This is a genomic window from Pseudomonas sp. W2-17 (assembly GCF_041060445.1).
Classification (GTDB): Bacteria; Pseudomonadota; Gammaproteobacteria; order Pseudomonadales; family Pseudomonadaceae; genus Aquipseudomonas.
In genome coordinates this window covers 101,306-122,126 of sequence record NZ_JAUFNS010000003.1, presented here as the reverse complement: position 1 = coordinate 122,126, position 20,821 = coordinate 101,306, and the positions used below count along the sequence as shown (strand labels likewise).

Sequence of the window (20,821 nt, the reverse complement as noted above, 5' to 3'; positions counted from 1 at the left end):
CCCGATGAGAGTCTGGAGCGTTTTGCTCGCCCTGTCGTTCGCGCTGTTGAGCGGATGCCTGGTGACGTTCAAGGACCCTATTCCGGTCAGCAACACCGCCCCGCCCAAATTGCTCGGCACCTGGAGCAGCAAAAATGCCTGGGGCGAGCCGCTCGAACTGGAAATCAGCCGCGCCGGCCCTGACCGTTACAAAGCGGTCAGCTACCGTAAAGGCGATCGCAAAAACCGTGACGAGTATGCCTTCACGGTGTCGCGCCACGGCAGTCGCTGGTACGTGTCCGCCGCGCTGCCTGACAAATACGGCGGCAATTACGTCATCGCCGGTTTCGACCTGATCGACAACGAGAACGGCGCCGACGAACTGGTGGTCTATGACCTGGACCTGGAGCGGTTTCAGCAGTTGGTCGAGCAGAAGAGTCTCGACGGCGAGCGGGTGGATACGGTGAAGGGCGACGGTATGCTGATCTCAAGTCCCATGGACAAGGTCTTTGCCTACCTCGACGACCCGGCGAATTCCGACGTCTTTCTCAAAGCAGCTCAATATCAGCGCATGACCAAATAGCGCAAACGGTTCAATAAGGGGTACCGGGTGGACGAATACCAACAGACTATTCGCACGTTGTCCGATCGTATCGTGGTGGCGCAGACGCCGATTCGAATCCTTGATGCCGTGAAATGGGATGACAACATCCGCAAGACCTTCCTCGACGGCAAAGGTAAACACCTGCCGGAAGTCGATCGCGCGTACTACGAGAATCGCCCGCTGGGGTTTGATTCCGGCGCGGTGAAGCTGGAGTTCCAGAACATCGAGCGTGACATCACCCGGCAGTTGGGCCAGTTCAACCCGGTCGGGCAGATCATGCGCCGCATGTGCAAAGAGTACCGGATGGTCATCCGCATGCTGGAAGCCCGCGGCACCCCGGACTTCGGCCTGATCTCCCAGGAACTGTACGGCGCGGCGTCCGATGCCTTCCACGCCGGCGACCCGACGCTGTCTGACCTCGGCATGATGCTCTCCGATTACCTGAACAACATTGCCGGTCGCGGCGATCTCAAGGATGAGCCGAAAATCCTGACGGCCAAAGACGCCGTGGCTATGCTGCAGACCCGGCTCAATCGCACGTTTGGCGAGGCTGAAGAGACGATCCGGGTGTTCGAATCCGACGGCATTGTGGCGGACGCTGCGGCCGGCGCTGATTACATCAAGATCCGCAGCGACGCGATGTTCAACGAGCGCGATGTTCGTGCGCTTGAAGTGCATGAAGGCCTGGTGCACGTCGGCACTACGCTCAATGGTCAGAATCAGCCTATCTGCACCTTCCTGTCCAAAGGCCCGCCCTCGTCGACCGTGACCCAGGAAGGCCTGGCGATTCTGATGGAGATCATCGGTTTTGCGTCCTACCCGAGCCGCCTGCGCAAGTTGACCAACCGCACCCGCGCCATTCACATGGCCGAGGAGGGCGCCGACTTTTTGCAGGTGTTCGACTTCTACCGCGAGCAAGGCTTCGGCATGTCGGAAAGCTACGGCAATGCCAGTCGTGTATTCCGGGGCTCGGTACCGAATGGGCTGCCATTCACCAAGGATCTGTCCTACCTCAAGGGCTTCATCATGGTCTACAACTACATCCAGTTGGCCGTGAGAAAGGGCAAGCTGGAGCAGGTGCCACTGCTGTTCTGCGGCAAGACCACGCTGGAGGACATGCGCACGTTGCGTCAGTTGGTGGACGAAGGCCTGGTGGTGCCGCCCAAGTACCTGCCCGATCAGTTCCGCGACATGAACGCGCTGTCGGCGTGGATGTGCTTCTCCAACTTCCTCAACCACCTGAGCCTGGACCGGATCGAAGCGGACTACTCGAACATTCTGTGAGTCTGTGGGCGCTGATAAATCGGCGCCTCTGTCAGGTCTCCCGTCGTGTGCAAATCCAGAATCGAAGGACATCGCTTGAAGCGTCTTCTTACCTTGCTCCTGGTCATCTCCCTCGGCGGCTGCAGCGAATTGCTGTTCTACCCGGAACGCGGTCTGCCGCTGACGCCGGATAAAGCACACTTGGCCTGGCGCGATGTCACCCTCACGGCGGCCGATGGCACCCGGCTCAACGCGTGGTTCCTGCCGGCCAAGCCCGGCGTACCCGTAAAGGGAACGGTGCTGCACCTGCATGGCAATGGCGGCAACATGGCCTGGCATCTGGCGGGGAGTTGGTGGTTGCCGGAGCAGGGTTACCAAGTGCTGCTGGTGGACTATCGCGGCTATGGCCGCTCGGAAGGTGAGCCCAGTCTGCCGGCGATTTATCAGGACATCGACGCGGCGTTCGACTGGCTTGACGCTGCGCCTGAGGTGCAGGGCAAGCCGCTGGTGGTACTCGGGCAAAGTATCGGCGGTGCGCTGGCCGTGCATTACTTGTCGGAGCATCCGCAGCAGCGCGCGCGGGTCAAGGCGCTGGTGCTCGATGGCGTACCGGCGAGCTACCGCGAGGTCGCGCGCTACACCCTCAGCACTTCGTGGCTGACGTGGCCCATCAAACGGCCGCTGTCGTGGGTGATTCCGGACGGCGACAGCGCCATCAACGGCATGCCGCAGCTCAAGGGCACGCCGATGCTGCTGTTCCAGAGCCTGGACGACACGCTAGTGCCGCTTCACAACGGCATCAGCCTGTATCAGGCCGCACCGCCGCCGCGTGTGCTGCAGCTGACACGCGGCCCTCACGTCCAGACCTTCGGCGACCCCACATGGCGCGAGGTGATGGTCCGCTATCTGGACGATCCACAGCACTTCAACGGGCTGCGCAGGCTGGGGGAAATTCCGAATTATCCTGATCCTCAAGCAGGCAAGGCGGCGCCATCCTCTCCATAGCCTGCGGAGCAGCACCGCCAGCGACACTTCGTATCACTCGCATTTTGAAACCGCCACAAAAAAGCCCCGCCTGTCTCTCAACAGGCGGGGCTCTTTATGTGCGGCTACAACCGCATTACTTCATCGAAGAGCGCGGTGCTACTGGCTGGTTGTCGTTGGAAATGGTGACTTCCACGCGACGGTTCATGGCACGGCCCGATGCGCTGGCGTTGTCAGCAACCGGGTATTCCTTGCCATAACCCTGGGCAACGATACGCTCCGGGCCTACGCCCATTTTGATCAGAGCCATGCGCACGGAGTTGGCGCGGCGCTCGGACAGGGAATCGTTGTAGGCAGCCGAGCCGGTGCTGTCGGTGTAGCCTTCGACGATGACCTTGCGATCAGGGTTTTCCTGAAGGAACTGGGCCAGCTTGTTGACGTTGACCAGACCCGAAGACTTCAGCTCAGCCTTGTTCAGGTCAAACAGTACGTCGCCGAACGTCACCAGCGTGCCGCGTTCGGTCTGCTTGGCGTTCAGGCTGTTCTGCAGGGCCTTGATCTGAGCGTCGCGAGCATCCAGACGAGCCTGGGCACGTTGGGCCGCAGCGCCTTTCAGATCGTTTTCAGCGGTCTTCAGGTTGATGGTCTGCTTCGCCAGCTCAACGCGCTGGTTGGTCAGATAAGCCAGTTGGTCGACCTTTTTCTGGTCATCGTTGTTGCGGTACGCGGCGTCTGCCTTGTCCAGCCACTCGCTGGCGTCTTTGGTTTCCAGCGCAGCCAGTTCGGTGGCTTTAGGGTTGCTTTGCAGCGCCGAATAGTTGGTGCGGGCTTGTTCCAGGTTGACGTTCGGCTGCGACGAGCACGCCGCCAGACCAACGCTCAAAGCCAGCAGGGCAGGAATAAGTACTTGTTTACGCATAATATTTTCGTCCTTTAACTCAATGGCCAATGCTTGAACTGCGAAGCGTTACTGTGTGACAGGCTGAACCTGACGCATGCCTTCTTCACGCAACTCATTGACGCCCTGACGAGCATCCTGCACCGCTTTCTGTGCCTTCGCGGCCTGAGCCTTACGCTCGGCTACACGTGCATCCCACTCGGCCTGCTCGGCGTATTTACGAGCTTCGTCGTATTTCTTTTCCTGCATCGCCAGTTCGGCTTGCTTGAACTTGTCCTGAGCGGACTTCATTTCAACGGCAGCGTATTCGGTAGCGCCTGCGGTGACAGCGGCATTAACGGCCGACTGGGTCACGGCGTACTGCTCGCTTGGAGGATTGCCTGCGCAACCAGCCAGAAGAACGCTGGTGCCTAGAGCCAGTGCAGCCATCTTCAGCCCGCGCAGGCGATTGAACGTTGGTTTGGCAGTGCTGGTGTTCATGGTGGTCAACTCCATTTCTTAACTCCTGAAAACTGGTTGTTCCACTTCAGCAACAGCCCACGCGGATGGATGGTGTTACGTCACTTCCGCAGTCATCTGACGGCTTTGCTGGAATGGCTAACTGCTCGGACCGCTCCGTTTTTTGATTAGTTCAGACATTTTTCTAAACATGCGGTCAGCTTTTGTTACGTGTTGTAAAATTGGCGCTCGAAAAATGACGTCGTTTTGCCTGCGTGAAAACCGGCCCGAGAGGCCTGCAGAAAATCTGACGTGGCAAAAACGACGTCGCCCATGCAACCGTCACAGGTCTTCCCGATCGGAAATTTCCTGCAGATGGCGACGCGATAGCTCGAGAAACCGGGGCGTGGGGCCGACGTCCTCGTAAAGCGGATTGCCTTCCTCGTCGGTGGCGACCACATGCTGACCGCGCACGTAAGGGAAGCTCGCCTCCAATTCTTCCAGTGCGGCACCGATCAGTTCGCCGAGCAATTCTTCAGGCGTGCGCTTGGGGTACATCTCGGCAATCGCCGCAAGCCGCGCGGCTGCCTCAACATCCAAATGAATAGCATAGGCAGTCTCGGTCAGACGGCCCTTGGCATTTTGTTCCCACTGTTCGGCGAGCTCTCGGATCTTCATACATACCTCATCGGTTCCCGCGCCAGGGCGGGCGTTGGACATGTGGCTGAGCCACGGTCAGGCGTGACTGAGACGGGCTTCCCCGGCGGTGAAAGTGCGTCGAGGGTTGCGTATGGACATCAATTTGTCGCTCTATACACACCAATAGAAACGAAACCCCGCAGGGCGTTCCGTTCGGGAGCAGCGAACGGACCCCTACAAGGACTTGCCGGTAAAAACAATAAAGCTGAAGGAGAGGGCTGGATGGCTGATATCGATGCACGATTGCGCGAGGACGTTCACCTGCTGGGTGAGCTGTTGGGCAACACCATTCGTGATCAGCACGGCGCTGATTTCCTCGAGAAGATCGAGCGCATCCGCAAAAGCGCGAAGGCTGACCGGCATGCGTCGACCCAAGGCACCGAGCAACTGAGCTCCAGTCTTGAAGGCTTGGGCGAAGACGAGTTATTGCCGGTCGCGCGCGCGTTCAACCAATTCCTCAATCTGGCCAACATCGCCGAGCAATATCAGCTGATCCATCGTCGTGATGACAGCAAGCCGCAGCCGTTTGAGTCCCGCGTGCTGCCCGAACTATTGGAGCGCCTGAAGCAGGCCGGGCATACACCCGAGGCGCTGGCACAACAATTGACCACGCTGGAAATCGAACTGGTGCTGACCGCGCACCCGACCGAAGTTGCCCGGCGCACGCTGATCCAGAAGTATGACGCCATCGCTGCGCAACTGGCCGCGCTCGATCATCGCGACTTGAATCGCCACGAGCGTGAGCAGATCACCGAGCGCTTGCAGCGACTGATTGCCGAAGCGTGGCACACCGAAGAAATCCGCCGCGTCCGCCCCACGCCTGTCGACGAGGCGAAGTGGGGGTTTGCGGTCATCGAAAATTCCCTGTGGCAAGCGATCCCCAACTACCTGCGCAAGGCCGATCAGGCGCTGCACGCCGCAACCGGCCTGCACCTGCCGCTGGACGCGGCGCCGATTCGTTTCGCTTCCTGGATGGGCGGCGACCGCGACGGCAACCCCAACGTCACCGCTGCCGTCACACGCGAGGTGCTGCTGCTGGCGCGCTGGATGGCGGCCGACTTGTACCTGCGCGACGTCGATCAACTGGCCGCCGAGCTGTCGATGCAGCAGGCCAGCCCCGCGTTGATGGAAGCTGCGGGCGACAGCGCCGAGCCTTACCGCAGCGTCCTGAAACAACTGCGTGAGCGGCTTCGGGCCACGCGCAACTGGGCCCACGCCTCACTGAGTGTCACGCAGGTCGCGCCGGAAGACGTGTTGCACGAAAACCGCGAACTGCTTGAGCCGCTGCAACTGTGTTTCGACTCGCTGCATGAATGCGGCATGGGCGTCATCGCCGATGGCCCGTTGCTCGACTGTTTGCGTCGCGCGGTGACGTTCGGCCTGTTCCTGGTGAAGCTCGACGTGCGCCAGGATTCCACACGGCACAGTTCGGCCATGAGCGAGATCACCGAATACCTCGGGCTCGGCCGCTATGACGAGTGGGATGAGCCGACGCGCATCGACTTCCTACTGCGAGAGCTGGACAACAAACGACCGCTGCTGCCCGCGTATTTCAGCCCTGAAGCGGACACGGCCGAAGTGCTGGCGACCTGCCGCGAAGTGGCGGCTGCTCCGGCGGCATCGCTGGGCTCCTACGTGATTTCCATGGCCGGCGCAGCCTCGGATGTGCTCACCGTGCAACTGTTATTGAAGGAAGCCGGGCTGCAGCGCTCCATGCGCGTGGTGCCGCTCTTCGAAACCCTTGCCGACCTGGACAATGCCGGCCCGGTGATCGAGCAGCTGTTGAGCATTCCTGCCTACCGCCGAGGCCTGGAAGGTCCTCAGGAAGTCATGATCGGCTACTCGGATTCCGCGAAAGATGCCGGTACCACCGCTGCGGCCTGGGCGCAGTACCGGGCCCAGGAAAAACTGGTTGAGATCTGCCGCGCGCAAGAGGTTGAGCTGCTGCTGTTCCACGGTCGCGGCGGTACAGTCGGTCGCGGTGGCGGCCCGGCACACGCGGCGATTCTGTCGCAGCCGCCGGGTTCTGTGGCAGGGCGCTTCCGCACCACCGAGCAGGGCGAGATGATCCGCTTCAAGTTCGGCCTCCCGGACATCGCCGAACAGAACCTCAACCTGTATCTCGCTGCCGTGCTGGAAGCCACCTTGCAACCGCCGCCGATGCCGCAACCGGCCTGGCGTCAGGTGATGGACGAACTGGCGGCGGATGGCGTAAAGGCCTATCGCGCCGTGGTGCGGGAAGACCCTGAGTTCGTCGAATACTTCCGCCAGGCCACGCCGGAGCAGGAGCTGGGTCGCTTGCCACTCGGCAGCCGTCCGGCCAAGCGCCGCGAGGGCGGGGTCGAGAGCCTGCGCGCGATTCCGTGGATTTTCGCCTGGACCCAGACGCGCCTCATGCTGCCCGCCTGGCTGGGCTGGGAAAACGCGTTGAGCCAGGCGCTGGAACGCGGTCAGGGTGATCTGCTCGCCGAGATGCGTGAGCAATGGCCGTTTTTCCGCACTCGCATTGACATGCTGGAAATGGTGCTGGCCAAGGCCGACAGCGACATCGCCCAGCTCTACGACGAACGTCTGGTGGAGCCGAAACTGCTGCATTTGGGGGCGCATTTGCGCGGCCTATTGTCGCAGGCGTGTGACGTGGTGCTTGGCTTGACGGGCCAGTCGCGGCTGTTGGCCCACAGCCCTGAAACCCTGAAGTTCATCAGCCTGCGCAACACCTACCTCGACCCTCTTCATTTATTGCAGGCGGAGTTGCTCGCACGCTCCCGTCAGCAGGAGGCGAGTCTGGACAGTCCGCTGGTGCAGGCGCTGCTGGTGTCTGTTGCAGGCATCGCCGCCGGATTGCGCAACACCGGCTGACGGGCAGACAACCCGGCCGAATGAACACGACGCCTTTCATTCGGCCGCACCCCCATCGTCGTGAGTGGTGCGGCGTCATCCAGTTGCACGAGGTCTCACCCTTGTGCAGATCGATGCCAAGCTACTGGTTTTTCGCGGGTTACTGCGACTTTCGGCGTCTTGTGCGGCATGAATCGGCTGTGTATCTTGATCAGCCTTTGGCCGTTGGGTCAGTAAAATTTTGCGATTGGCCCCATTTAGGCGAATCCGACGATATCTCTATAAAAATTTGAGGAGCACAACAATGCGCGTGATTCTGCTGGGAGCTCCCGGGGCCGGCAAAGGTACTCAGGCAAAGTTCATCACTGAGAAATTCAACATTCCGCAGATTTCCACCGGCGACATGCTGCGCGCTGCAGTCAAGGCCGGGACTGAACTGGGCCTGAAAGCCAAAAGCGTCATGGACAGCGGCGGCCTGGTCTCCGATGACCTGATCATCGGCCTGATCAAGGATCGCCTGTCCGAACCTGACTGCCAGAACGGTTGCCTGTTCGACGGCTTCCCGCGCACCATTCCTCAGGCAGAAGCCCTGAAGAAGGCCGGCCTGGCCATCGATCACGTCATCGAGATCAAGGTCGATGACGAAGAGATCGTCAAGCGCATCTCCGGTCGCCGCGTTCACGAAGGATCCGGTCGCGTTTACCACACCCTGTACAACCCGCCGAAGGTTGACGGTGTCGACGACGTTACCGGCGAGCCACTGGTTCAGCGCAAGGACGACGTCGAAGCCACTGTTCGCCATCGCCTGTCGGTCTACCACTCTCAGACCAAGCCGCTGGTAGATTTCTACACCAAGCTGCAGGCGCAGGACGGCACACCGAAGTGCAGCCACATCGAAGGCGTGGGCACGGTCGAGCAGATCACCGCCAAGGTGCTTGAAGCCCTGAGCTGATTCGCGTCTCACGGCATTGAACAACGGCCCGCTTGCGGGTCGTTGTTGTTTATAATGCGGCACTTTTTTCACACAACGATGGAAACCCCGATGACCACCTTGCTGGCCTTGGACACCGCCACTGAAGCCTGCTCAGTCGCTTTGCTGCATGACGGCAAAGTGCTGACTCACTACGAGGTGATCCCGCGCCTGCACGCGCAAAAACTCCTGCCGATGATCAAGGACCTGCTGGCCGAGGCGGGCATCGGCCTGTCGGCGCTGGACGCCATTGCCTTCGGCCGGGGCCCGGGCGCGTTTACGGGCGTGCGCATCGCCATCGGGGTGGTGCAGGGGCTGGCGTTCGGTCTGGATCGCCCGGTGCTGCCGGTGTCCAATCTGGCGGCGCTGGCGCAACGGGCCTATCGTGAGCAGGGCGCCACTCAGGTCGCGGCCGCCATCGACGCGCGGATGGACGAAGTCTATTGGGGTTGCTACCGCGAGGTGGCGGGGGAGATGAAGCTGGCGGGTGAAGAGGCCGTCATGCCCCCCGAAATGGCTGCCTTGCCGAGCGCTGCAACGGGCGACTGGTTCGGGGCCGGCACCGGCTGGGGTTATGCCGAGCGCATTGCCGCAAGTGTCGGTGCACAGGACGCCACGCTGTTGCCTCACGCACAGGACCTGCTGACTCTCGGCACTTTCGCCTGGCACCGTGGCGAAGCCATCGTCGCCGACGACGCCCAGCCGGTTTACCTTCGCGATAAAGTGGCCACGCCCAAAGCGCGTTGAGGGATGGCCACCCAATCCAGAAACGGTCATGACTTCACTGCGCTACGCCCGAGATGCGACGCAGGTCACACTGCAGATGACCGTTCGGCGACAAAACTGCATAAACTTCCGTCTGCTTTAAACAATTCGCAATAAGTGTGGTCTAGTTATCGTTCGCATGTTTGCTTAACGGCTTACTGTGAGATTAAATTGCCACCATCAAACGCCGAGTAAGCATGATGCGAATCACCGGTCCTTCACCACGTACCTACCCGATCAAGCGTAAGCCACGCAAGGATTCCGCGGCGCTGGAAGGCACGTTCGAGGAAGTGAACGATGAGATCGAAGTGGTTCCGCAGGCAGCCCGTCGCCAGACAGGTACCACGGCAAACGTACCCGCGCGTCAGCAGGACATCATTTTTCCCCGTGCCATGAGCACTCGCGTTGCCCACGCGCTGAGCAGCTACCTGACGACTTCAACCTTCGTCGACTGGGACCTTGAAGTCTCCGGGCTCGACCTTCACGTTTGAACCTCGCCCACCCGCCTTACTACATCGGTTGCCCGTCCTGGAGCGAAAAAGCCTGGCGTGAGTCGCTGTACCCGCCGGACGCTCCGGACCTGGATTTGCTTGGGTTGTACGCGCAGGTCTTCAACGCCGTCGAAGGCAACACCACGTTCTACGCCCGTCCCAAACCCGAGATTGTCCAGCGTTGGGCGGACGCCCTGCCGGAGCATTTTCGCTTCAGCGCCAAAATTCCCCGTGACATCAGCCATGCCGGCGACCTGCGCGAGCACCTGGGCGCGGTGGAGGATTTCCTGCAACTGCTGGCACCACTGGGGTCGAGGCTTCAACCGCTGTGGCTGCAACTGTCGGCGAGCTTCGGTCCCCATCGGCTGAATGAGCTGGCCGCGTTCATTGATGCACTGGAAGGCCGGCCTTTGGCGGTGGAAGTGCGCAACATGGCGTTTTTTACCAAGGGCGAAGACGAGCGACAGCTCAACCGTCTGTTGCTCGACCGAGGCGTGGAGCGCCTCTGTCTGGATTCCCGGCCGCTGTTCAGTTCCGTCTCCACTGACCCAGCCGTGCTTCATGCGCAATCGAAGAAGCCCAAAGTCCCGCCGCGTCCGGCGGCGCTGACGTCTTTTCCGCAGGTTCGCTTCATTGGCGGGCCGGACGAAGAGACCAACCAAGGCTTCATCGTGCAGTGGGCGGAAAAAGTGGCCGGCTGGATCGAGGAGGGGCGCACGCCTTCTGTGTTCCTGCACACGCCTGATAACATCGCCTCGCCCCAACTGGCTCGTCGCTTTCATCATCAATTGATGACCCTGCTCCCGGGGCTGCCCGATCTGCCGCAGCTGGATCGCGGCCGGCAAGTGGAGCAACTCGGGCTGCTGTGAGGTCGAGATAGGATGGACTCATCCCTCCGTCAGACGAGAACCTTCCTGCATGCGCGGCTCGACCTTCTTTCTTTTACTGGTGTTGATCAGCGCGGCGGTCGCGGTGTCGATCTGGCGTGGCTGGCTGCCTGTCGCTGACCGCTGGAACCCGTGGGCCCCGCTGAACGTGCGGGACGAACCCAACCTCATCACGCCCTTCAAGCTCTGGCGATTGCAGGAGGATCCGGCGTTGTGTGAGGCCGCGCTGCAAACCTCGACCCTGCGTTACACGCACCAGGCCGACAGCGCCGCCGACGCCAAATGCCCGCTGACCAACACGCTGCGCATCCAGGGCGGCGACGTCGCGCTGAGCAGCAGTTTTCTGTCCAGTTGTCGCCTTGCCGTGGCCTATGCGCTGTTTGATATCCACCAGTTGCAGCCGGCAGCCCAGTCGGTGTTCGGGCAGAAGGTCACCCAGGTTGATCACCTTGGCAGCTTCGCCTGCCGCAACATCTACAACCGCAGCGAAGGCCGCCTGAGCCAGCACGCCACAGCCAACGCGCTGGACATCGCCGGGTTTCGTTTGGCAGACGGACGCAGGATTTCGGTGCTCAAGGACTGGAAAGAAGAGGGCGACGCGGGGCGTTTTCTGCGATTGGTGAGAGATGGCGCCTGCCAGCAGTTCAATACGGTGCTGAGCCCGGAATACAACGCCGCGCACCGAAACCACTTTCACCTGGACATGGGACGCTGGCGGGTGTGTCGCTGAGGTGTGACAAACGCGGGATCAGTCTCAGGCAGCGAGACGAAGGTTCTGCAGCACAATCGGACGCGCCCAGCCGTTATCGAAGGCCAGATGACGCTGCTGCTCGGTCATCTCTTCAGCGCTGAACGGCGTCGCAGGCTTGTCGGCCAGGTCCCATTCGAACTCGGCAATCGGCAGGAACAGCGGACGAGGCTGAGGGCCCGGGCCGGGTTCAACGCTGTCATCGTAGGGATTGAGCACGGTCGGGCGAACCCAGTTGTCATCGAATTCGAGGTTGCGTTGCAGCTCGATCATTTCCATCGCGGTGAACGGCTTGGCGGGTTTGTCGGCGAGGTCCCATTCGAACTCGGCGATTGGCAGGAACAACGGCTCCGGCGGCGCGATTTCCTTGTCCTGAACCGGGCACTCACGTTGTTCAACGATCTGGCCCAGTGCGGTGGCGCCGGCAATCGGTTCGCCGGTCAGGTGGTCCGTCGTGGCGACGGCGCTGTATTCCGGGGTGTCGCCAGCGTTGTCATCGACCTGCTGAGCCATCGCACGGGCAAACGCATCCTGCCAGAGCTGCGTAGTGCCGCCCAGGGTTTGGGTATTGCGTACGCTGTAGTCGCCTGCGTACGTCAAATAGCCTATCGAGGAGGTTTGCTGAATGTCTGACATAAGCGCTCAGTACAGCCCGTGGGTCTGGCAAAATGCCGGATACTTTTGTTATCGGCAGATCCTGCCAATCATTAAGATTATTTGAGCGCGTAGAGACAATGACTGAGCAGCACGCGGGCAGCCGCATTCGGGTCGACAGCCTGACCCCCGACGGGCAGGAAACCGCAGCGCAGTGGGCGCAGCGACTGGGTTTGCCGCTGGACGACGCCGACGCGGATTTCGCCCTGCAAGTGGCCGAGGACGGCCTGCAATTGCAGCAACTGGGTGACGACGCGCCCGGCCCGGTGCGCGTGGATTTCATCGAGGGCAAGGCGGCCCATCGGCGTCTGTTTGGCGGCGGCAGCGGGCAGATGATCGCCAAGGCCGTGGGCATTCAGCCGGGCGTGCGCCCGCGGGTGCTGGACGCCACGGCGGGGCTGGGCAAGGACGCGTTTGTGCTGGCGAGTCTGGGGTGCGAAGTTAGCCTGATCGAGCGGCAGCCGATCATCGCCGCGCTGCTTGAAGACGGCCTGGCGCGCGGGGTAAAGGACCTGGAAGTGGGCGGGATCATCGCGCAGATGCGTCTGTTGACCGGCAACTCCATCGAGCTGATTCGCCAATGGGAAGGCGAGCCGCCCCAGGTCATTTACCTTGATCCGATGTTCCCGCACCGGGAAAAAACCGCGTTGGTGAAGAAGGAAATGCGCCTGTTCCGGCCTCTGGTGGGCGACGACATGGACGCCCCAGCGTTGCTGGAAGCGGCACTGGCGCTGGCCAGCCATCGCGTTGTGGTCAAACGCCCGCGCAAGGCGCCAAGCATCGAAGGAGCCAAGCCGTCCTATGCGCTGGACGGCAAATCCAGCCGGTACGACATTTACCCGATCAAGGCGTTGAAAATCGCGCGGCCGTGAGCTTCATCCGATTAGATGAACCCGGCAATCATCGGCGCAGTCATCTGCTGTGCCGATGCCAGAACATCCACCGTATGAGTGGGCTCGTCGGAAACAAACCTGACCTGATCCGTAGCCGGAGATAACCGATGAGCGCTTCCACTTTGTCTGTAACCCCATTGCCGTTCGAGCCGCAGTTCGAGCAGATACCTGATGACGAGGCTCAGACGAGCAAAGAACTCGCCGAGGCCATGCACAGTATTCTGGAAACCACCTACAAGGATGGCGGCCATGCCATACGCAGCGTGCATGCCAAAGCCCATGGACTGCTGCATGGGCAGATCCACATTCTGGATAATCTGCCGCCGGAGTTGGCGCAGGGTGTCTTCGCCCACCCCGGCACGCTGGACGTGAAGATGCGCTTTTCAACCAATCCCGGGGATCTGCTCGACGACAAGGTGTCAACGCCACGCGGTCTGGCCATCAAGCTGGTCGGTGTGCAGGGCCCACGCCTGCCGGGCAGTGAAGGGCAGGTCACCCAGGACTTCGTGATGCAGAACGCCAGGGCGTTCACGGCCGCCACGCCGAAGGATTTTCTCAAGACCCTGAAGCTGCTGGCCAAGACCACCGACAAAGTGCCCAACATGAAGAAAGCGCTGTCGGCGTTGTTTCGTGGTCTGGAGTCGACGGTCGAAGCGATGGGTGGGGAGAGTGGCACGCTCAAATCACTGGGTGGGCATCCGATGACCCATGTACTGGGTGAAACTTTTAACACCGTGGTGCCGTTTCTCTATGGCCGCTATTACGCGAAGCTGAGCGTAGTGCCTGTTTCTCCCGAACTCACCGCGTTGACTGACCAGAAGGTCGACCTGAATGGCCATCCCGACGGCCTGCGGGAAGCGGTGCGCAGTCACTTCGTGAGCAAGGGCGGGGTGTGGGACGTACGTATCCAGCTCGCCACCGACCTTGAAAAAATGCCGATTGAAGACGCATCGGTGGAATGGTCCGAAGAGCTGAGCCCGTTCGTGACCGTGGCCCGTATCGAAGTGCCGACACAGGACAGCTGGTCAGAAGAACGCCAGCAGGAAATCGACGACGGCATGGCCTTCAGCCCTTGGCACGGCGTTGTCGAACACCGGCCACTCGGCGGAGTGATGCGGGTGCGCAAGCCGTCCTATGAACTGTCTTCAGGCTTCCGCGCCAGCCACAACGGCTGCCCGATGCACGAGCCTCGCTGACAAGCTGGTCGTCAAATTCTATGGTGTCTTCCACTCCGCATTCCCGGCTAAAGCCAGTCCCACGATGAGTACGCGGTCGATTAGTGGGACCGGCTTCAGCCGGGAAGGGGCCGCTGTGATCACCATCCGATTTGTGGTGTCACGTCCGACGCCTTCCCCGCTAAAGCCAGTCCCGCTATGAGTACGCGGTCGATTAGTAGGACCGGCTTCAGCCGGGAAGAGGCCGCTGTGATCACTATCGGATTTGTGGTGTGTCGTCCGACGCCTTCCCGGCTAAAGCCAGTCCCGCTATGAGTACGCGGTCGATTAGTGGGACCGGCTTCAGCCGGGAAGAGGCCCGTGTTAGCACCATCAGTTCTAGGTTGTGGCGTCTGACGCTTTCCCGGCTAAAGCCGGTCCCACAGTGAGCACTGACCATCAGCGTCTAAACCCGATATGCCTTCAAGAACAGCGCCACCACATCCCTGGCATGGTGGTCGGCAGCGTGCTCGTCCGGTATTTCCCCGGTGCCGATCAGAAGCCTGAAATGGTGCACGCCTTTGATCAAACTCAAAAAATGCCCTGCCGCATTAAGCGGCGATTCAAAATGCAGCCCGTTTTTACCGCTGAGCTTACTCAAAAACCGCGCAAGTTCGTGCAGGACCCGCTGCGGTCCTGCTTCGAAGAACACCTGAGTCAGCGATGATTCCTGAGGCCCCAAAGCGATGATCAAACGGTTCAGGTCGATGGACTCAGGGCTGTTGATCAGCGTTTGAAACCCTCTGGCAATACCCAGTAATACCTTTTCAACGTGCTCATCATCGGGCACGTCCACGAATAACTCGGGCACCTGCTCCTCGCAGCGAGCAACCACCGCGCAGGAAAACAATGTCTCCTTGTCGGTGAAGTGGCTGTAGACGGTGAGCTTGGAGACCCCGGCTTCAGCGGCAACGGCATCCATGCTGGTGTTGGCGTAACCGTTGCGAATGAACAGGTTCTTGGCCGCTTCGAGAATGGCCTGGCGCTTGGCCAGATCCTTAGGGCGGCCGGGTCCGGCGGGGGAGGTTGAGTCGGTCATGGGGTCGTCAGGCATCTTCGTTGAATTAGTGGACTGTTAAGTTCGGTAATTTTAAATATACTCGCCGGTACAATTATTCAAAGCTCTCCTGCCAAGGTGCCTCATCATGCTCCGCGACGCCCTGCTTCGTGCCCAGCTTCTTGCGCTGCCGGTCGGCTTGATCGCTGCACTTGCCGGTTGTCGTCAGGAGGCGCCGGTGACCGCCGCAGTGCGTCCTGCCATGGTGGTGCAACCGCATCCAGCTACCCAGTCCATTGACAGCTATCCGGGCGAAGTGCGTGCCCGTTTCGAGCCGGAACTCGCCTTCCGCATTCCCGGCAAGGTCAGTAAGCGCCTGGTCGAGGAGGGCGAGCGGGTCAAGGCCAACCAGCCGCTGGCCGAACTCGACGCCCAGGACGTGCGCCTGCAACAGGACGCCACCCGCGCGCAAGTTGCAGCCGCTGAAGCCAACCTGCAGACGGTCCGCTCCGAGCGCGACCGCTACAAAACGCTGATGGACCGGCAGATGGTCAGCAAGTCGCTGTACGACAACGCAGAAAACACCTACCGCGCCGCAGACGCCCGGCTTAGACAGCTCAAGGCTGAATCGACCGTCGCTGACAATCAGACCGGCTACGCCGTGCTTCGTGCGTCGCAGGAGGGTGTCATCGCCAGACGACTGGTGGAAGTCGGTCAAGTGGTAGCTGCCGGACAAACCGTCTTCACCCTGGCCGCCGACGGCGAGCGTGAAGTTTCAATCAGCCTCCCGGAGCAGAATTACGGCCGCTTCAAGATCGGCGACCCTGTTTCCGTCGAACTCTGGACCCAGCGCGAGCAGCGTTTCCCGGGGCGTATCCGCGAGCTGTCGCCGGCTGCCGATCCGCGTTCGCGCACCTTTGCCGCACGCATTGCCTTCGCCGGCGGGAAAGTCCCGGCAGAACTGGGCCTGAGCGCCCGGGTGTACATCCAGTCCGAACACGCCGTGCCGTTGTCCGTGCCGCTGTCGGCGCTGACAGCCGAAAACGGCGTGACCTACGTCTGGCGTCTGCAAAGCGACTCCACCCTGAAACGCACGCCGGTGCAGGTCGGCGCTTACGGGCAGGAAACCGTGCCGGTGCTCAGCGGCTTGCAGGCCAGCGACTGGGTCGTCGCAGCGGGCGTGCACGTGCTGCACGAAGGCGAGCAGGTGCGCCCGGTCGACCGTAGTAATCGGGCGGTCAAGCTGGCGGCGAAGGAGTAGCGGGATGCGTTTCAATCTGTCCGAATGGGCGCTGCGTAATCGGCAGATGGTCCTGTATCTCATGATTCTGCTGGCCGCAGTCGGCGCGCTTTCCTACACCAAACTGGGGCAGAGTGAGGATCCGCCCTTCACCTTCAAAGCCATGGTCATTCGCACCCTCTGGCCGGGCGCGAGTGCCGGAGAGGTGTCGCGGCAAGTCACCGACCGCATCGAGAAGAAGCTGATGGAAACCGGCGATTACGAGCGCATTGTCTCGTTCTCGCGCCCCGGTGAATCCCAGGTCACGTTTGTCGCGAGGGACTCGCTGGTCTCCGCCCGACTGCCGGAACTCTGGTATCAGATCCGCAAGAAGATCAGCGACATCCGTCAGAACCTTCCGACCGGTGTGCAGGGCCCGTTCTTCAACGACGAATTCGGCACCACATTCGGCAATATTTATGCGCTCACGGGGGAGGGTTTCGACTACGCGGTGCTCAAGGATTACGCCGACCGCATCCAGATCCAGCTGCAGAGGGTCAAGGACGTCGGCAAGGTCGAGCTGCTCGGTCTGCAGGACGAGAAGATCTGGATCGAACTCTCCAACGTCAAACTCGCCACCCTCGGCCTGCCGATGCAATCGGTGCAGCAGGCACTGGAAGCCCAGAACGCGGTGGTGGCGGCGAGCTTTTTCGAGACGCCCAGCGAGCGCGTTCAACTGCGTGTAACCGGGCGTTTTCAGACCGTCGACGAGATCCGCAGCTTCCCGATCCGCGTGGGTGACCGCACATTCCGCATCAGTGATCTGGCCGATGTGCGCCGTGGCTTCAACGACCCGCCCGCGCCGCAGATGCGCTTCATGGGTCAGGATGCCATCGGGCTCGCCGTCGCCATGAAAGACGGCGGTGACATTCTGGTGCTGGGCCGTGCACTGGAGGGCGAGTTCGCCCGTTTGCAGAACAACCTTCCGGCCGGCATGCAGCTGCGCAAAGTCTCGGACCAGCCTGCGGCGGTGAAAACCAGCGTCGGCGAATTCGTTCAGGTGCTCGCCGAGGCGTTGGGCATCGTGCTGCTGGTGAGCTTTTTCTCTCTCGGCGTGCGCACCGGAATGGTGGTGGCGCTGACGATTCCACTGGTGCTGGCGATGACCTTCGCCTGCATGTATTACCTCGGCATCGGCCTGCACAAGATTTCCCTCGGCGCGTTGGTGCTGGCGTTGGGCTTGTTGGTGGACGACGCAATCATCGCCGTGGAAATGATGGCCATCAAAATGGAGCTAGGTTACGACCGGCTAAAGGCCGCCAGCTTCGCCTGGACCAGCACGGCGTTCCCGATGCTTACCGGCACGCTGATCACCGCAGCAGGTTTCCTGCCCATCGCCACCGCGCAGTCGAGTACCGGGGAGTACACCCGCTCGATCTTTCAGGTGGTGACCATCGCGCTGATCGCCTCATGGATTGCCGCCGTGGTGTTCGTGCCGTATCTGGGCGCACGGCTGTTGCCGGATCTGGCGAAGATCCATGCGGCCAAACATGGCGCCGGGGCACACGCTCCTGACCCTTACGGCACGCCGTTCTACCGACGTGTTCGCGGGCTGGTGGGTTGGTGCGTGCGGCGCCGCAAGACGGTTATCGTGCTGACGATTGCGCTGTTCGTCCTGTCGATTTTCATGTTCCGCTTTGTGCCGCAGCAGTTTTTCCCGGCGTCCGGTCGACTGGAGCTGATGGTTGACCTGAAGCTCGCCGAAGGTGCCTCGCTCAGCAGCACCGCCGAGCAGGTCATACGGCTGGAAGCGATGATCAAGGAACACGCCGGCGTTGAGAATTACGTGGCCTATGTCGGCACCGGTTCGCCAAGGTTTTACCTGCCGCTGGATCAGCAACTGCCCGCGGCAAGCTTTGCCCAGTTCGTCGTGCTGGCGAAAACCATTGAAGACCGCGAAGCACTGCGCACCTGGCTGATCCAGACCCTCGATGAGCAGTTTCCGATGCTGCGACCTCGCGTCACCCGCCTGGAAAACGGCCCGCCCGTGGGCTATCCGGTGCAGTTCCGCGTCACCGGCGAGCACATCGACGAGGTGCGTGCGCTGGCCCGCAAGGTGGCGGCGAAGGTCAGGGAAAATCCCCATGTGGTCAACGTGCATCTGGACTGGGAAGAGCCAAGCAAAGTCGTTTATCTCAACGTCGATCAGGACCGGGCCAGGGCGCTGGGCGTGACCACGGCGGACCTGTCGCGTTTTCTGCAAAGTCAGCTGACCGGGTCGAGCGTAAGCCAGTACCGCGAGGACGACGAGTTGATCGAAATCCTGCTGCGCGGTACGGAGCAGGAACGCCATGAGCTGGGCAGCCTAGCCAGCTTGTCAGTGCCCACCAACAATGGCGGCAACGTCGCCTTGTCCCAGGTGGCGACGCTGGAATACGGTTTTGAGGAGGGCATCATCTGGCACCGCAACCGCTTGCCGAACGTGACGGTGCGCGCCGATATTTACGGCAAGGAGCAACCGGCGACGCTGGTGAAACAGATTCTGCCGACGCTGGAAGACGTGCGCGCGCAGTTGCCCGACGGGTACTTGCTGGAAGTGGGCGGCACGGTGGAGGACTCGGCCCGCGGGCAGAACTCGGTGAACGCTGGGGTGCCGCTGTTCATCGTGGTGGTGCTGACCTTGCTGATGATCCAGCTGCGCAGTTTCTCCCGTACGTTCATGGTGTTTCTCACGGCGCCGCTGGGGCTGATCGGTGTGACGCTGTTTCTGCTGCTGTTCAATCAGCCGTTCGGCTTCGTGGCGATGCTGGGCACCATCGCGCTGTCGGGGATGATCATGCGTAACTCGGTGATTCTGGTTGACCAGATCGAGCAGGACATCGCGGCGGGTCTGGGTCGCTGGCAGGCGATCATCGAGGCGACGGTGCGGCGCTTCAGGCCCATCGTGCTCACCGCGCTGGCGGCGGTGCTGGCGATGATCCCGCTGTCACGCAGCGTGTTTTTCGGCCCCATGGCCGTCGCCATCATGGGCGGCCTGATTGTCGCCACCGCGCTCACCCTGCTGTTTCTGCCGGCGCTGTATGCGGCGTGGTTCAGGGTGAACAAGGATGAGCGGGTCGAGGGTTAATGGCTTGACCCGCTACGGCGTGCGTTACAGCGCGCCGAACACCTTCTTCGCCAGACCGGTCGCCGCCGCTGCCGGGTTGGCGCGGATGCTTTCTTCCTGTTTGGCGATCATCTCGAACAGGCCGTTCAACGCCTTCTCGGTGACGTAGCCTTCGATGTTCGAGCTCTTCGCGTCCAGCACGCCCAGCGTCGCGGCCTGACCGGCGAAGGCGTTGTATTTCTGCGCCAGGCCGACTTTGTCAGTGGCCTGTTTGACGATGGGCAGGAACTTGGCGCGGATCTGTTCGCGGCTGGAAGTGCTCAGGTACTGAGTGGCCGAGTCCTTGCCGCCGCTGAGGATAGCCTTGGCATCCGACACACTCATCTTTTTCACGGCATCGACCAGCAATGTCTGCGCCTGGGGCATCGCCGCTTCCGCCGCCTGGTTCATGCTGGTTTCCAATTGATCGACCTGCGCGCCCATGCCGAACTGCTTCATCTTCTTGGCGACTTTGCCCAGGTTGCCGGGCAGCTCGATGCGCACGTCCTTGTTATTGCTGAACCCACCCGGTACGCCCAGTTGCTTGACGGCGACTTGCGCGCCTTGGGTCAGGGCATCTTTCAGCCCGCCGGTGGCGTCCGATTGCGACAGATCATTGAGCGACAGCGCGAAGGCACTGGCCGACAGCAGCAGGCCGGCACACACGCCGGTGAACGAGAGAGTACGACGCAACATGGGTAATGTCCTTTTCAGAGGTCTGTGATCCACGCCTGATTAACGGGCGGGGCTCAAACGAATTTTGACGGGCGGTTTTTCGTCCAGCGTCAGGTCTACCGTGTAGCGCTCGGTGCTGATCATCAGCAGCTTGCCGTCCACCTCGATGCGCGCGCTGACCGAGTAAGTGCGCCCCGGCTGGACCTGTTTCTGATCGTAGGTCAGGTGAAACGGCAGCGGCACCTGGCCTTTGATCGGACCGTTCTGGCTGGCGAGGATCTGCGCGGGTGCGTCCGCCAGCGATACGTCCTGGAGCGTGACCTTCAGCGTAGCCGTCGGTGGAAGCGCCATGCGCTGCAGGTAAAACACCTCGCCGTCCACCGAGCCCGGCAGGTTGTCCGGCGCATGGGCGCAAGCGGCCAGCAGGGTGGTCATGAGGGTGAGCAGGATGTGTTTCATG

At 61.3% G+C, this 20,821-nt stretch carries 20 protein-coding genes; 13 read left to right on the top strand and 7 right to left on the bottom strand.

Going from position 1 to position 20,821, the window contains the following annotated elements:
* The first annotated feature begins 4 nt into the window (after window positions 1–4).
* The 3 genes from QWI20_RS04680 (at window position 5) to QWI20_RS04670 (ending at window position 2,851) form a co-directional block, all read left to right on the top strand.
* A complete protein-coding gene (locus tag QWI20_RS04680; protein ID WP_369304411.1) occupies window positions 5–562 on the top strand; it encodes a hypothetical protein in 558 nt (185 codons plus the stop codon).
* Between the two features lie 27 nt (window positions 563–589).
* Window positions 590–1,867 (top strand): flavohemoglobin expression-modulating QEGLA motif protein, encoded by a 1,278-nt coding sequence (locus tag QWI20_RS04675; RefSeq protein ID WP_074892251.1) that lies wholly within the window; start codon window positions 590–592, stop codon window positions 1,865–1,867.
* Window positions 1,868–1,942: 75 nt separating this feature from the next.
* Window positions 1,943–2,851, top strand: a complete 909-nt coding sequence (locus QWI20_RS04670) for an alpha/beta hydrolase (protein WP_369304410.1) — start codon at window positions 1,943–1,945, stop codon at window positions 2,849–2,851.
* A 115-nt stretch (window positions 2,852–2,966) separates the two neighbouring features.
* Here the strand turns inward: QWI20_RS04670 and QWI20_RS04665 are convergent, their stop codons facing one another.
* From QWI20_RS04665 to QWI20_RS04655, 3 genes are all read right to left on the bottom strand, one after another.
* Window positions 2,967–3,749, bottom strand: coding sequence for an OmpA family protein (locus QWI20_RS04665; RefSeq protein ID WP_369304409.1), 783 nt, complete (start codon window positions 3,747–3,749; stop codon window positions 2,967–2,969).
* 48 nt (window positions 3,750–3,797) lie between these two features.
* A complete protein-coding gene (locus QWI20_RS04660) occupies window positions 3,798–4,223 on the bottom strand; it encodes a DUF4398 domain-containing protein (RefSeq protein WP_074893253.1) in 426 nt (141 codons plus the stop codon).
* Between the two features lie 285 nt (window positions 4,224–4,508).
* Window positions 4,509–4,844 carry a pilin assembly protein gene (locus tag QWI20_RS04655; RefSeq protein ID WP_192170799.1) on the bottom strand — a complete coding sequence of 112 codons (336 nt, stop codon included), beginning with the start codon at window positions 4,842–4,844 and terminating at the stop codon, window positions 4,509–4,511.
* Between the two features lie 243 nt (window positions 4,845–5,087).
* On the opposite strand from QWI20_RS04655, the gene ppc reads away from it, so the two are divergent.
* From ppc to QWI20_RS04625, 6 genes are all read left to right on the top strand, one after another.
* A complete protein-coding gene (gene ppc, locus QWI20_RS04650; protein WP_369304408.1) occupies window positions 5,088–7,724 on the top strand; it encodes a phosphoenolpyruvate carboxylase in 2,637 nt (878 codons plus the stop codon).
* 283 nt (window positions 7,725–8,007) lie between these two features.
* Window positions 8,008–8,655, top strand: a complete 648-nt coding sequence (gene adk / locus QWI20_RS04645; protein WP_369304407.1) for an adenylate kinase — start codon at window positions 8,008–8,010, stop codon at window positions 8,653–8,655.
* A 90-nt stretch (window positions 8,656–8,745) separates the two neighbouring features.
* A complete protein-coding gene (tsaB, locus tag QWI20_RS04640) occupies window positions 8,746–9,420 on the top strand; it encodes a tRNA (adenosine(37)-N6)-threonylcarbamoyltransferase complex dimerization subunit type 1 TsaB (RefSeq protein WP_369304406.1) in 675 nt (224 codons plus the stop codon).
* Window positions 9,421–9,638: 218 nt separating this feature from the next.
* The gene (locus tag QWI20_RS04635) at window positions 9,639–9,929 is read left to right on the top strand and encodes a hypothetical protein (protein ID WP_369304593.1); all 291 of its coding nucleotides are present in this window, start codon (window positions 9,639–9,641) and stop codon (window positions 9,927–9,929) included.
* Window positions 9,926–10,798, top strand: coding sequence for a DUF72 domain-containing protein (locus QWI20_RS04630; RefSeq protein ID WP_369304405.1), 873 nt, complete (start codon window positions 9,926–9,928; stop codon window positions 10,796–10,798). Before QWI20_RS04635 ends, QWI20_RS04630 begins: the two co-directional genes overlap by 4 nt.
* A 49-nt stretch (window positions 10,799–10,847) precedes the next feature.
* Window positions 10,848–11,546 carry an extensin family protein gene (locus QWI20_RS04625; protein ID WP_369304404.1) on the top strand — a complete coding sequence of 233 codons (699 nt, stop codon included), beginning with the start codon at window positions 10,848–10,850 and terminating at the stop codon, window positions 11,544–11,546.
* 24 nt (window positions 11,547–11,570) lie between these two features.
* Here QWI20_RS04625 and QWI20_RS04620 read toward each other — a convergent pair whose 3' ends face one another.
* Window positions 11,571–12,200 carry an energy transducer TonB gene (locus tag QWI20_RS04620; RefSeq protein ID WP_369304403.1) on the bottom strand — a complete coding sequence of 210 codons (630 nt, stop codon included), beginning with the start codon at window positions 12,198–12,200 and terminating at the stop codon, window positions 11,571–11,573.
* A 98-nt stretch (window positions 12,201–12,298) separates the two neighbouring features.
* Here QWI20_RS04620 and QWI20_RS04615 point away from each other — a divergent pair, with 98 nt between their 5' ends.
* A complete protein-coding gene (locus QWI20_RS04615) occupies window positions 12,299–13,090 on the top strand; it encodes a class I SAM-dependent methyltransferase (protein ID WP_369304402.1) in 792 nt (263 codons plus the stop codon).
* 128 nt (window positions 13,091–13,218) lie between these two features.
* Window positions 13,219–14,307, top strand: a complete 1,089-nt coding sequence (locus QWI20_RS04610) for a catalase family protein (protein ID WP_369304401.1) — start codon at window positions 13,219–13,221, stop codon at window positions 14,305–14,307.
* Between the two features lie 424 nt (window positions 14,308–14,731).
* Here QWI20_RS04610 and QWI20_RS04605 read toward each other — a convergent pair whose 3' ends face one another.
* Complete coding sequence (locus QWI20_RS04605; protein ID WP_369304400.1) at window positions 14,732–15,379, bottom strand: TetR/AcrR family transcriptional regulator; 648 nt, start codon at window positions 15,377–15,379, stop codon at window positions 14,732–14,734.
* Window positions 15,380–15,470: 91 nt separating this feature from the next.
* Between QWI20_RS04605 and QWI20_RS04600 the strand changes: the two genes are divergently transcribed.
* Window positions 15,471–16,583 carry an efflux RND transporter periplasmic adaptor subunit gene (locus QWI20_RS04600; protein ID WP_369304399.1) on the top strand — a complete coding sequence of 371 codons (1,113 nt, stop codon included), beginning with the start codon at window positions 15,471–15,473 and terminating at the stop codon, window positions 16,581–16,583.
* 4 nt (window positions 16,584–16,587) lie between these two features.
* Window positions 16,588–19,668, top strand: coding sequence for an efflux RND transporter permease subunit (locus QWI20_RS04595; protein ID WP_369304398.1), 3,081 nt, complete (start codon window positions 16,588–16,590; stop codon window positions 19,666–19,668).
* Window positions 19,669–19,692: 24 nt separating this feature from the next.
* Here QWI20_RS04595 and QWI20_RS04590 read toward each other — a convergent pair whose 3' ends face one another.
* Window positions 19,693–20,382: a DUF4197 domain-containing protein gene (locus tag QWI20_RS04590; protein ID WP_369304397.1), complete on the bottom strand. Its 690-nt coding sequence runs from the start codon at window positions 20,380–20,382 to the stop codon at window positions 19,693–19,695.
* 39 nt (window positions 20,383–20,421) lie between these two features.
* Window positions 20,422–20,820, bottom strand: a complete 399-nt coding sequence (locus QWI20_RS04585; RefSeq protein ID WP_369304396.1) for a YbaY family lipoprotein — start codon at window positions 20,818–20,820, stop codon at window positions 20,422–20,424.
* Window position 20,821: the final 1 nt, after the last annotated feature.

What these genes read in the sequence shown, in the direction of transcription:
- QWI20_RS04680 (WP_369304411.1), top strand. Translation starts at nt 5, where the DNA reads ATGAGAGTCTGGAGCGTTTTGCTCGCCCTGTCGTTCGCGCTGTTGAGC.
- QWI20_RS04665 (WP_369304409.1), bottom strand. Translation starts at nt 3,749, where the DNA reads ATGCGTAAACAAGTACTTATTCCTGCCCTGCTGGCTTTGAGCGTTGGT.
- QWI20_RS04660 (WP_074893253.1), bottom strand. Translation starts at nt 4,223, where the DNA reads ATGGAGTTGACCACCATGAACACCAGCACTGCCAAACCAACGTTCAAT.
- QWI20_RS04655 (WP_192170799.1), bottom strand. Translation starts at nt 4,844, where the DNA reads ATGAAGATCCGAGAGCTCGCCGAACAGTGGGAACAAAATGCCAAGGGC.
- ppc (WP_369304408.1), top strand. Translation starts at nt 5,088, where the DNA reads ATGGCTGATATCGATGCACGATTGCGCGAGGACGTTCACCTGCTGGGT.
- adk (WP_369304407.1), top strand. Translation starts at nt 8,008, where the DNA reads ATGCGCGTGATTCTGCTGGGAGCTCCCGGGGCCGGCAAAGGTACTCAG.
- tsaB (WP_369304406.1), top strand. Translation starts at nt 8,746, where the DNA reads ATGACCACCTTGCTGGCCTTGGACACCGCCACTGAAGCCTGCTCAGTC.
- QWI20_RS04635 (WP_369304593.1), top strand. Translation starts at nt 9,639, where the DNA reads ATGCGAATCACCGGTCCTTCACCACGTACCTACCCGATCAAGCGTAAG.
- QWI20_RS04625 (WP_369304404.1), top strand. Translation starts at nt 10,848, where the DNA reads ATGCGCGGCTCGACCTTCTTTCTTTTACTGGTGTTGATCAGCGCGGCG.
- QWI20_RS04620 (WP_369304403.1), bottom strand. Translation starts at nt 12,200, where the DNA reads ATGTCAGACATTCAGCAAACCTCCTCGATAGGCTATTTGACGTACGCA.
- QWI20_RS04615 (WP_369304402.1), top strand. Translation starts at nt 12,299, where the DNA reads ATGACTGAGCAGCACGCGGGCAGCCGCATTCGGGTCGACAGCCTGACC.
- QWI20_RS04610 (WP_369304401.1), top strand. Translation starts at nt 13,219, where the DNA reads ATGAGCGCTTCCACTTTGTCTGTAACCCCATTGCCGTTCGAGCCGCAG.
- QWI20_RS04605 (WP_369304400.1), bottom strand. Translation starts at nt 15,379, where the DNA reads ATGCCTGACGACCCCATGACCGACTCAACCTCCCCCGCCGGACCCGGC.
- QWI20_RS04600 (WP_369304399.1), top strand. Translation starts at nt 15,471, where the DNA reads ATGCTCCGCGACGCCCTGCTTCGTGCCCAGCTTCTTGCGCTGCCGGTC.
- QWI20_RS04595 (WP_369304398.1), top strand. Translation starts at nt 16,588, where the DNA reads ATGCGTTTCAATCTGTCCGAATGGGCGCTGCGTAATCGGCAGATGGTC.
- QWI20_RS04590 (WP_369304397.1), bottom strand. Translation starts at nt 20,382, where the DNA reads ATGTTGCGTCGTACTCTCTCGTTCACCGGCGTGTGTGCCGGCCTGCTG.
- QWI20_RS04585 (WP_369304396.1), bottom strand. Translation starts at nt 20,820, where the DNA reads ATGAAACACATCCTGCTCACCCTCATGACCACCCTGCTGGCCGCTTGC.